Annotated in this window: 10 protein-coding genes; 7 read left to right on the top strand and 3 right to left on the bottom strand. The window is 71.3% G+C overall.

Going from position 1 to position 11,202, the window contains the following annotated elements:
* The first annotated feature begins 88 nt into the window (after positions 1–88).
* The 5 genes from lysS (at position 89) to O1W71_RS06140 (ending at position 5,401) form a co-directional block, all read left to right on the top strand.
* Entirely contained in the window at positions 89–1,606 is a 1,518-nt protein-coding gene (gene lysS, locus O1W71_RS06120) for a lysine--tRNA ligase (RefSeq protein ID WP_269266990.1), read from the top strand.
* 96 nt (positions 1,607–1,702) lie between these two features.
* Positions 1,703–2,875, top strand: coding sequence for a DUF4192 family protein (locus O1W71_RS06125; protein ID WP_269266991.1), 1,173 nt, complete (start codon positions 1,703–1,705; stop codon positions 2,873–2,875).
* Between the two features lie 5 nt (positions 2,876–2,880).
* A complete protein-coding gene (locus tag O1W71_RS06130) occupies positions 2,881–3,072 on the top strand; it encodes a hypothetical protein (RefSeq protein WP_269266992.1) in 192 nt (63 codons plus the stop codon).
* A gap of 65 nt (positions 3,073–3,137) precedes the next feature.
* Positions 3,138–4,607, top strand: a complete 1,470-nt coding sequence (gene cls, locus O1W71_RS06135) for a cardiolipin synthase (protein ID WP_269267521.1) — start codon at positions 3,138–3,140, stop codon at positions 4,605–4,607.
* Positions 4,608–4,666: 59 nt separating this feature from the next.
* Positions 4,667–5,401, top strand: a complete 735-nt coding sequence (locus O1W71_RS06140; protein ID WP_269266993.1) for a hypothetical protein — start codon at positions 4,667–4,669, stop codon at positions 5,399–5,401.
* A gap of 36 nt (positions 5,402–5,437) precedes the next feature.
* Here the strand turns inward: O1W71_RS06140 and O1W71_RS06145 are convergent, their stop codons facing one another.
* The 3 genes from O1W71_RS06145 to O1W71_RS06155 form a co-directional block, all read right to left on the bottom strand.
* The gene (locus O1W71_RS06145; protein ID WP_269266994.1) at positions 5,438–6,805 is read right to left on the bottom strand and encodes a pyridoxal phosphate-dependent decarboxylase family protein; all 1,368 of its coding nucleotides are present in this window, start codon (positions 6,803–6,805) and stop codon (positions 5,438–5,440) included.
* 64 nt (positions 6,806–6,869) lie between these two features.
* Positions 6,870–8,591 carry an amidase gene (locus tag O1W71_RS06150; RefSeq protein WP_269266995.1) on the bottom strand — a complete coding sequence of 574 codons (1,722 nt, stop codon included), beginning with the start codon at positions 8,589–8,591 and terminating at the stop codon, positions 6,870–6,872.
* Positions 8,588–9,733 carry an agmatine deiminase family protein gene (locus O1W71_RS06155; protein ID WP_269266996.1) on the bottom strand — a complete coding sequence of 382 codons (1,146 nt, stop codon included), beginning with the start codon at positions 9,731–9,733 and terminating at the stop codon, positions 8,588–8,590. Before O1W71_RS06155 ends, O1W71_RS06150 begins: the two co-directional genes overlap by 4 nt.
* 63 nt (positions 9,734–9,796) lie before the next feature.
* Between O1W71_RS06155 and O1W71_RS06160 the strand changes: the two genes are divergently transcribed.
* Positions 9,797–10,423, top strand: a complete 627-nt coding sequence (locus O1W71_RS06160) for a TetR/AcrR family transcriptional regulator (protein ID WP_269266997.1) — start codon at positions 9,797–9,799, stop codon at positions 10,421–10,423.
* 99 nt (positions 10,424–10,522) lie between these two features.
* Entirely contained in the window at positions 10,523–11,191 is a 669-nt protein-coding gene (locus tag O1W71_RS06165) for a ThuA domain-containing protein (RefSeq protein ID WP_112616041.1), read from the top strand.
* The last annotated feature ends 11 nt before the right edge of the window (positions 11,192–11,202 follow it).

Genomic DNA, 11,202 nt, shown 5'->3' on the forward strand with positions numbered 1-11,202 from the left:
CAGCACCGGCGGTCCGACGGCTGTATCGTCAAGCGCCCGCGGCACGCTCGGTAGACTGGCACGTCGAATCCCGAGGAGTTCTTCTGCCATGAGCGACGCGCCCGTGCCCCCCGTCGACGACGCCGACGACGTCATCGAACAGAAGGCCGTGCGCCTCGCCAAGCGCGAGCGGCTGCTGAGCGAGCGAGAGGATGCCGCGGGCGGCGCCTATCCCGTCGCCGTGGCCGTCTCCGACACCATCCCGGCGCTGCGCGAGCGCTACGCCGACCTCGAGGCCGGTGCCGAGACCGGTGTGACCGCCTCGGTCGCGGGGCGCGTCGTGTTCAGCCGCAACACCGGCAAGCTCTGCTTCGCGTCGCTGCAGTCGGGCGACGGCAGCCGCATCCAGGCCATGGTCTCGCTCGCCGAGGTCGGCGACGAGTCGCTGCAGGCGTGGAAGGAGCTCGTCGACCTGGGCGACCACGTCTCGGTCACGGGCCAGGTCATCTCCAGCCGCCGCGGTGAGCTGTCGATCATGGTGTCCGCCTGGCAGATCGCGTCGAAGGCGCTGCTGCCGCTGCCGAACCTCCACTCCGAGCTGAGCGAGGAGAGCCGCGTGCGCTCGCGCTTCCTCGACCTCATCGTGCGCGATACCGCACGCGAGACCGTCGTGGCCCGCGCCAAGGTCAACGCTTCGCTTCGCCGCACGTTCGACGAGCACGGCTTCCTCGAGGTCGAGACCCCGATGCTGCAGGTGCAGCACGGTGGTGCCGCCGCGCGCCCGTTCATCACGCACTCGAACGCCTTTGACACCGAGCTGTTCCTGCGCATCGCGCCCGAGCTGTTCCTCAAACGCGCCGTCGTGGGCGGGATCGACCGCGTGTTCGAGATCAACCGGAACTTCCGCAACGAGGGCGCCGACTCGACCCACAGCCCCGAGTTCGCGATGCTCGAGGCCTACCAGGCGTACAGCGACTACAACGGCATCGCCGATCTGACGCAGGAGCTCATCCAGAACGCGGCGATCGCCGTCGCGGGATCGACGACCGTCACGTGGGCCGACGGCACCGAGTTCGATCTCGGCGGCGACTGGGACCGCATCTCGATGTACGACTCGCTCTCGGCCGCCGCGGGGCGCGATATCACGCCCGCCACCTCGCTCGAGGAGCTTCAGACCCTCGCCGCCGAGGTGGGCGTCGTCGTGCCTGAGAAGGTCGCGACGCACGGCAAGCTCGTCGAAGAGCTCTGGGAGCACTTCGTCAAGGGCGGGCTCGAGCGCCCCACCTTCGTCATGGACTTCCCGGTCGACACGTCGCCGCTCGTCCGCGAGCACCGCTCGATCGCGGGCGTCGTGGAGAAGTGGGACCTCTACGTCCGCGGCTTCGAGCTGGCGACCGGCTACTCCGAGCTCGTCGACCCCGTCATCCAGCGCGAGCGTTTCGTCGAGCAGGCCAAGCTCGGCGCGCGCGGCGACGACGAGGCGATGCGCGTCGACGAGGAGTTCCTGCGCGCCCTCGAGCACGGCATGCCGCCCACCGGCGGCATGGGCATGGGCATCGACCGCCTGCTCATGGCGATCACGGGGCTCGGCATCCGCGAGACGATCCTCTTCCCGCTGGTCAAGTAACCGCCGATTCCTGCGAGGGCCAGGGGGGCGTCGGGGTTTCAACATCCCGTCCCACCCGCGCTTCGCACGGCTTCGTCCGGCGCCAGCCTGGTCTGCATGACCACGACTGTTCGCGCCGCGGATGCCGCGCACTTCCTCTCTCTCGTTCCTCATCTGCTCGGCTTCGCTCCGAGCCGCAGCCTCGTTGTGGTGCCCTTCGCGGGGTCACGGAGCCTCGGGGCGATGCGCGTCGACCTGCCGACCGGCGCGCTCGGTGACCTCGACAGCGCCGCCGCGACCATCGTGGGAATGGTGTGTCGCATTCCGGATGCCGATGCCCTGACGGCGATCGCGTACGCTCCGGAGTCCGCGGCTGACGGGCTGCCGGCGGTTGCCGTCCTGGCGGCGGTCAGCCGGGCGGCCGACGTCTGCGGCGTGCGGGTCGTCGATCTGCTGACCGTCGCGACGGACGGCTGGGGATCGCACCTCGACGCGTCGTGCCCGGCGGGCGGGAGGCCGCTCAGCGAGATCGAACAGGCCGCCGCGCGCCACGGCGATCCGGGCCCGGGGCCGGCGATCGATCGCGATCACACGTCGGGCGCCGAGCTGCCGCGGCGCAGCGCCGCAGAGCGCCGCGTGGTGGGCGGTGCGCTCCGCTCGCTCGAGACGGCCCTCGCGGTGCTGTGCGGCATCCCACGGGTGGGCGGCGGCCGGCGGCGAACGCGAGACGCGGGGGCAGAGGGAGGGAGCGGCGTCGACCCCGCCGCGCTCGAGGCGGCTTGCGAACTCGACGACCCGCCGCGACTGTTCGAACGGGTCCTCGACGGCGATCCCGCCGAGCTCGAGCCCTTCGTCGTGGCGCTGCTGGTGTGGTGCCTCTCGCGTCCTTCGCTGCGCGATGTGGCCCTCGTGCAGTGGGCGACCGATGCCGGCCGCGGCGACGATGCCCTCGATGCGCAGCGGCGGTGGGAGGAGGGCGAGGAGTATCCCGAGCGGCTCGGCCGGATCATGTGGGGCGACGGCGACCGGCCCGATCCCGAGCGCCTGCTCGCCGCGCTCGCGGTCGTACGCGAGGTCGCCGCGCTGGCTCCGCGTCGATTGCGGCCCGGACCGCTTGCGCTGTGCGCGTGGCTCGCCTGGGCGCTGGGACGATCCACGCACGCCGCGTCGTACGCCGAGCGCGCCCTCGAGATCGATCCCGATCACGGGCTCGCCGAGATCCTGCTGTCGTTCGCGCAGATCGGTCACCTGCCCGACTGGGCCTTTCATCAGCGGGGACCCGTACGATAGGGGGCATGGACGAATACGTGAGCGCGGTCATCTGGTCGCTGCTGCCGACCCTCGTGGTCTCGGTGCTCTTCGTCTTCGTCCTCCGCGGCATCCTGCGCATGGATCGCACCGAGCGCCGGGCGTACGCGAAGATCGAGGCGGAGGAGCGTGCGGCCCGTGGGCTCGCCGCTCCCACGCCCGACAGCTCGACCCCCTGAACCCGTGGGATGAGCGGTCGCGCCCGATACGCTGATTCCGAGGAGATCGGAGGGGCGGCGTGACGATCGAGTTCACCGCGTTCGAGTTCCCCGGTTGGTGGCTCGTCCTGGTGTTCATCGCCGACCTCATCATCCGCATCACCGCGGTGATCGTCGTCCCGCGCAACCGGAGGCCCACGGCGGCCATGGCCTGGCTGCTCGCGATCTACTTCATCCCGTTCGTCGGTGTGCTGCTGTTCCTCCTCATCGGCAACCCGCGTCTGCCGCGGAAGCGTCGCAGGATGCAGCGGGAGATCAACCAGTACATCCGCGAGACCAGCGAGGGACTCGACTTCGGCACCCTGCGTCCCGATGCCCCCGCGTGGTTCACCTCGGTCGTCACGCTCAACCGCAATCTGGGCGCGATGCCGCTCGCGGGCGACAACGGCGCGGAGATCATCTCCGACTACGAGGAGAGCATCCGCCGGATGGCGGAAGAGGTGCGCGCGGCCGAGCGATATGTGCACGTCGAGTTCTACATCCTCCAGTCCGACAAGACGACCGACGTCTTCTTCGCGGCGCTCGAGGAGGTCGCCGCCCGCGGCGTGACTGTGCGCGTCCTCCTGGACTACTGGGCCAACCGCGGCAAGCCGAACTATCGAGCCACGGTGAAGCGCCTCACGGCGATGGGCGCGGACTGGCACCACATGCTCCCGGTGCAGCCGTTGCGGGGGAAGTACCAGCGCCCCGACCTCCGCAACCACCGCAAGCTCATCGTCGTGGACGGCCGGGTGGCGTTCACCGGGTCGCAGAACATGACCGACTCGACCTACAACCTGAAGAAGAACATCAAGCGCGGCCTGCACTGGGTCGACCTGATGGTGCGGGTGCAGGGTCCCGTGGTGGCGAGCATCGACGCGGTTTTCCTCTCCGACTGGTACAGCGAGACCGGCTCGGCCCCCTCCGAAGACGTGGGCCTGTTCGAGCTCGAGAGCGGGCCGGGCGACCTGGACTGCCAGATCGTCCCGTCCGGACCCGGGTTCGAGTTCCAGAACAACCTCAAGCTCTTCACCGCGCTCCTGTTCGCCGCGCAGAAGCGCGTGATCATCGTCAGCCCGTACTTCGTGCCCGACGAGGGGCTGCTGCTGGCGGTGCAGACGGCCTGCCAGCGCGGACTCCAGGTCGAGCTGTTCGTCTCGGAGGAGGGCGATCAGGCGATGGTCTACCACGCCCAGCGCAGCTACTACGAGGCGCTGCTGCGGGCGGGCGTGAAGATCTGGATGTACCGGAAGCCCTACATCCTGCACACGAAGAGCCTGACGATCGACGACGACGTCGCCATCATCGGCTCGAGCAACATGGACATGCGGTCGTTCGGTCTGAACCTGGAGATCTCGATGCTCGTGCGCGGCGAGGAGTTCATCGCCCAGCTGCGCCAGGTCGAAGACCAGTACCGGTCGCTCTCGCGTGAGCTCACGCTCGAGGAGTGGATGAAGCAGCCCCTCCGGTCGACGGTGCTCGACAACCTCGCGCGCCTGACCTCGGCCCTGCAGTGAACCGTTCTGAGACGATGCGCGGTGACGCGACACTCACGGGATGACGGAAGGATGAGACCATGACGACGACACGCACGACCGCGGCATCCGCACTGCTGCTCATCTCGGCGCTCGCGCTCGCCGGCTGCGCGACGACTCCCGGCGGGACCACACCCGGGAACACGGGGTCGAGCGGGTCGGATGCCGGCTCCGCGGCGCCGTCGCGCGACGCCGACATCGAGGCGGCATGGCTCGACGGCGGCCGTGCTGTCGGCCTCGTGACCTACGGCAGCTCGTCGTGCCAGCCCGACGTCGGCGAGGTGACGGCGTCGGGACAGACGGTCACCGTCGAGCTCACCGACCCCGAGGGCACCGCCTGCACGCGTGACTACGTGCCGCGAGCGTCGTATGTTGGGCTGCCGGCGGGCGTCGACCCCACGCAGGACGTCGACATCGTCGTGACCGGCGGATACACCGGTGACGCGGAGCTCGACGGGGTCGCCGGGCTCAGGGCCACCACGGGCGAGCTGATCGGCGACATGGTGCCGAGCGCCGGCTGGTTCGACGACGCGGGCCTCGTTCTGCTCACCTGGGGCTCGTCGAGCTGCCCGCCCGTGTTCGAGACCGTCGCCCTCGACGGCGACGCGGTGCGCGCCACCGAGGCGACGCCCGCCGCCGACCAGGTCTGCACGATGGACTACGCGCCCCGGCTGAGTGTGCTCACGGTCGAGGGAGCGTCGGACGACGCTCGTCCGGGCGAGATCCTGCTGGTGTCGCCCGCGGGCGACGAGCAGCGGATCTCCATCATCGGCTGACGCCGGCCCCAGCGGCCGTCAGCGCCCGCGTGCCGCTCAGGCCATCGTGTCGAGGATGCCGGTCAGGTCGTCGTACGTCGTCCGCGGGTTGAGGATCGCGAAGCGGGCGTTCGTCCGACCGGCGTGACTGCTCGGGGTGACGAACGCGTGCTGACGCTCGAGCAGATCCGAGGACCAGCGCGCATAGTCGGACCGCTCCCACCCGACGCGCTCGAAGACGACGACGCCGAGCTGCGGGCGGCGCACCAGCGTCAGCTCCGGGCGGCGTTCGATCTCGGCGGCGATGCGCTCGGCGAGCTCGATCGACCGGGTGATGGCGTCGCGGTACACGTCGGTGCCGTAGGTCGCGAGCGAGAACCACAAGGGAAGACCGCGCGGCCGGCGCGTGAGGTGCACGGCGTAGTCCGACGGGCTCCAGTCGGAGGTCTCGGTCAGCGTGTCGAGGTACTCGGCGTGCTGCGTGTGCGCCTGTCGTCCGAGCTCGGGGTCGCGGTAGAGCAGCGCGCAGGCGTCGAACGGCGCGAACAGCCACTTGTGCGGGTCGACGATGACCGAGTCGGCGTTCTCGACACCGGCGAAGTGGTGGCGCGCAACCGGGGAGAGCATCGCCGCGAGACCGTACGCCCCGTCGACGTGGAGCCAGACGCCGTGCTCGCGCGTGACCGCCGACACCGAGGCGATGTCGTCGACGATACCGAAGTTGGTCGACCCGGCGGTCGCGACGACCGCGAACACGCTCTCGCCGTGCTCCGCCAGCGCAGCCCGCACCGCGTCGCCGCGCAGCACGCCGTCATCCGCGACGGGCACCGCCACGACCTCGACATCCATGACCCGAGCGGCCGACGCGATCGACGAATGGGCCTCCGCGCTGCACACCACGCGCCAGCGGTCGGGACGGATGCCGCGCGCGCGAGCGGTCTCGCGAGCGGCGACGAGCGCCGAGAGGTTGCCAAGCGTGCCGCCCTGCACAAAGACACCACCGGCGCTCGCGGGCAGCCCGAACTCGTCGGCGAGCCAGCGAAGCACCTCGTTCTCGGCGTGCACCGCGCCGGCGCCCTCGAGCCACGACCCGCCGTAGAGCGCGCTCGCCGAGACGACGAGATCGAACGCAGCCGCGGCCTTCGACGGGGCACTCGGGATGAAGGAGAGGTAGCGGGGGTCGTCGGTCGAGATGCACGACGGCGCGAGGATGTGCTCGAAGACGCCGATGGCCTTGCGGGCTCCGATGCCGTCCGCGTCGATCGTCCGCCCGGCCAGCCGGCGCAGTTCGGACGGCGGCAGGGGCTTGTCGAGCGGTGTGTCTTCGGCGAGGAGCCGGCCGCGCGAGTACTCGAGCACGAGATCGACGATCGCGCGCGTCTCATCGGTGACGTCGTGCATGCGGGCGGGGAAGCGCTCGGTCATGGGTCCTCCTTGCGTCGAGGGTAGTTCGGGCGGGGCAGGGGCGGGGACCCCAGGCGGGGTCAAGTCAGGTCAGCGGCGGCGTGCGCGGTGGTGCGATCCGGCGAGGAGCGAGTGCCTCGACGGCCGCCCCGAGCCGCAGCAGCGCGCTGTCGTCGTACGCGCGTCCGGCGATCGTCAGGCCGACCGGCATCCCGATGTCGGGCAGGAGTCCCATCGGAACCGTCACGGTCGGGATGCCGAGGTGGCGGATGGCGAGGTTGCCGTTGGCGATCCACGTGCCGTTGCGCCACCCGATGTCGGCCGAAGCGGGATTCACGTCCATGTCAGCGGGAGCGACATCGGCGACGGCGGGGAAGACGACGGCGTCGAGGCCCGCGGCATCCATCCACTCCTCGAGGTCGACGCGCCGGGTCTCCTCGAGACCGCGGAGCCCGGCCTCGAGATGCGGGATGTCGGTGAGCGCGATGCCCGGGTGCGCGCGGACCCAGCCGGGGTACTCGGCGATGTCGTCGTCGAAGCCGTCGTAGCGGTCGGGCAGGGCTCCGTCGGGCTGCGGGAAGATCCGCGCTCCGTCGACGCCTGCGAGACCGGGGAAGGCGGGGTCGCCGTTGGCCCGGAGGAAGTCGTCCCAGGCCCACGCCGACAGGTCGACGATCTCGCGGCGCAGGTACTCGGGGCTCACGCGTCCGTTCGTCGCGACGGACCCCGCGCCGGGCCGGTCGTTCTCGTAGCGCGACACGACGGGGAAGTCGGTCTCGACGATTTCGGCTCCGGCGGCTTCGAGCTCGGCGCGAAGCGACCGCCACAGCGCGATCACGCCCGGCCGCGTCTCGATGCGCTGCCCGGTCGGCCCGCCGATGCCGGGTGAGTCGGCGGTGCCGGCATCCGGATCGGCGCCGATATACATGCGCGGGATGCCGATGCGCCGGCCGGCCAGCACGGCGCGGGCGTCGGCGGGGCCCGTGACCGCGAGGTCGCGGTAGCTCTGCGGGCGGACGGCCGAGGCGGCCGGGATCTCGACCCAGGGCTGCATCCGCCAGAAGTCGCCACGACTGTCGGGATCGTCGGCGACGACGACGTCGAGCACGGCGAGCAGATCGGCCATGGTGCGGGTGTGGGGGACGACGACATCCATCGTCGGCACCAGTGGCCAGTTGCCGCGCACCGAGATCACGCCGCGCGACGGGGTGTAGGCGCAGAGGGCGTTGTGCGAGGCCGGGCCGCGCCCGCTCGACCACGTCTCTTCGCCGAGCCCGAACGCGGCGAAGCTCGCTGCGGTGGCCGTCCCCGAGCCGTTCGACGATCCCGATGCGAACGGGGCGGTCAGATAATCGGCGTTGTACGGGCTCTCGGCCCGCCCGTAGAGACCGCGCTGCATGCCGCCGTTGGCCATCGGGGGCATGTTGGTCAGCCCGAGGCAGATGGCCCCGGCATCCCGCAGCCGCTCGATCGTGAAGGCGTCGCGTCGCGCGACGAGGTCGGCGAACGCGGGGCTTCCGGCGGCCGCGGTGAGGCCGCGCACGAGGTAGCTGTCCTTGGCGGTGTAGGGGATGCCGTCGAGCGGGCCCCGGCTCTCGCCGCGCGCGCGACGCTCATCCGACGCGCGGGCTTCGGCGAGGGCATCGGGGTTTCGGACCACGATCGCGTTCAGTGCGGTGGCGGTATCGGGGCCATCGTAAGCGTCGATGCGCGCGAGGTACGCCTCGACGAGCCCGACCGCCGTGGCCTCGCCACTCGCGAGCGCCGCCCTGAGCTCGCCGATGGAGGCCTCGCAGACCTCGATCACCGCTCTGTCCCCGTCGCGCCCACCGTCGAGTCGCCAGGAAGTGCAGATCCGACGCGGCGGGCATCCGCAGAATGTGGCGAGTCGACGGGGGAGGCGGAAGGGGACGGGAAAGGAGCGGGGGCGGGCTGCTGCTGCGTGATGCAGTGGATGCCGCCGCCGCGGGCGAAGAGCGGCCGGGCGTCGACGGTCACGACGCGTCGGCCGGGGTAGGCGTCGGCGAGGATGCCGCGGGCGCGGTCGTCGGCCACGGGGTCGCCGAAGCCGCACGCGATGACCCCGCCGTTGACGACGAGGTGATTGACGTAGCTGAAGTCGACGAAGCCCTCGGCGTCGCGCAGCTGCGCGGGGCCGGGCAGGTCGACGATCTCGAGGTGCCGGCCCGCGGCATCCGTCGCGGCCTCGAGGGCAGCGCGGATCTCGGGCATCACGGCGTGGTCGGGGTGCGCGGGGTCGGGCTGCGCGTGCAGGAGCACCCGTCCGGGCGCGGCGAAGGTCGCGACGATGTCGACGTGGCCGTTCGTGCCGAACTCGTCGTAGTCGCGCGTGAGCCCGCGCGGCAGCCAGATGGCCGTGTCGGCGCCGATCGTGCGCAGCATCTCGGCCTCGATGCGCGCCCGATCGGCGAAGGGATTGCGTCGCGGATCGAGCTGGACGGTCTCGGTCAGCAGCACCGTGCCCGATCCGTCGACGTGGATGCCGCCGCCCTCGTTGACGAGCAGCGAGCTGACGAGCTCCGCGCCGACATGAGCCGCGACGATACGGGCGTGCTCGGCGGAGAGACGCCAGTCCGCCCAGTCGGGGGCACCCCACCCGTTGAAGATCCAGTCGACCGCGCCGAGAACGCCCGGCCGCTCGTCATCGAGCACGAAGGTCGGCCCGTGGTCGCGCATCCAGAACTCGTCGACCGGCGTCTCGTGCTGCTCGATCCCGCTGCCCAGCAGATCGCGCGCCCGTGCGGTCTCGGTCGGGTCGACCAGCATCGAGACCGGCTCGAACTCGGCGACGGCCCGGGCGACGGCCGTCCAGGCGGCGTATCCGTCGGCCCGGTCGGCATCGGTGTCTCCGAGGGTGAACCCGACGCGCGGGAACGCCATCCAGGTGCGCTCGTGCGGCGCGGTCTCGGCCGGCATCCTCCAGGGCATCGCGTTCCTCCGGATCTAGTTGATCAGTTGATCAATTGCTGGGAAGCGTACAGACTGGCGGGCATGGCGTCAAAGGATTCCGCGGGGCGAGCGCGGCTGAGCGGAGAACAGCGCCGCGCGCAGATCGCCGCCGCCGCCGAGCGCGTCGCCCGTGAGCAGGGACTGAGCGCGGTGACCCTCCGTGCCGTCGCGACGGCCGTCGGCGTCGGGCCAGCGCTCGTCGCGCACCACGCCCCGAGCATGGACGACGTCGTCGCCGCCGCCTTCGAGACGATCGTCGCGGCGGAGCTGTGCGACCTCGAGCACCTGCGGGCGGGCAGTCCCGATGCCGTCGCCCTCGTCCGCGAGCTGCTGCGCACGCTCCTCGACGGCACCCGTTCCGACGTCACCCTCGTGTGGGTGCAGTCGTGGGCGCTCGGTCGCCGGAACGAAGCGCTCGCCGAGCGCGTGCGCGCGCAGATGGATGCCTGGACGGCCTTGCTCGAAGGCATCATCCGCGACGGCGTTCGCACGGGGTCGTTCCGGGTCGACGACCCCGCTGCGGTCGCGGCTCAGGTGCTCGGGATGATCGACGGGCTCAACGCCCACGCTCTCGTCTCGTGGCGCGACGCCGATGCGCGCATCCGCCTCATGTCGACCGCCGTCGAGGCGATGCTCGGACTCCGGCCCGGGGAGCTCACGGCCGCGTGACCACGTCGCTGTCACAGGCGGCGTCCAATCTCAACCCGTCTGCGACGTCTCCGGTGGTCGCCCTACGGTGGGGAGCACACAAGCGAGGGGGACACCGCCATGGCACATCGAGCACTCGTCCTGACCGGATCGGGTCGGTACGCCGATCCGTGGCACCCCTTCGCTGAGGTCGGGGCGCAGGTCGCCGACATCCTTCGCCACCGCGACTGGGATGTCGCCGTCTCGGACGACGTCGACCAGGGCATGGCGAACCTCGACGGATACGACCTCGTCGCGGTCTGCGCGGGCGACCCGTGGCGCAGCGGCACCAGCCTGACGCGGGGTGCGCCGCCGTCGTCCGTGGCCGGATTCGCCGCGGCGCTCGAGCGCGGCATCGGCGTCCTGGCCGTGCACTCGGCGGTCTCATCGCTGCGTGACTACCCGGAGTGGGCGCCGGCGCTCGGCGCGATCTGGCTGCCCGAGCTGTCGTTCCACCCGGAGGCGGGCGAGATGACGGTCCAGGTCGAGCCGGATGCCGTGCCCGCCGAGGTGCCGACCACCTTCCACACCCACGACGAGCGCTACTGCGCGCTGCAGCGGCTCGGGCAGCGCACCGTCGTGGCGTGGCACGAGGGCGACGGCGCGAAGGAGGCCGCGGCGTGGGTGCGGGAGTACGGCGGCGGGCGCATCGCGGTCGACGTGCTCGGCCACGACGCGCAAGCCTTCGAGGCCTCGGGCCATCGCACTCTCGTCGCCGCCCTCGCGGCCTGGGCGGTCGCCGGCAGCTGAATCGCGTGCCA

The organism is Microbacterium sp. H37-C3, assembly GCF_027157935.1.
Classification (GTDB): Bacteria; Actinomycetota; Actinomycetes; order Actinomycetales; family Microbacteriaceae; genus Microbacterium; species Microbacterium plantarum.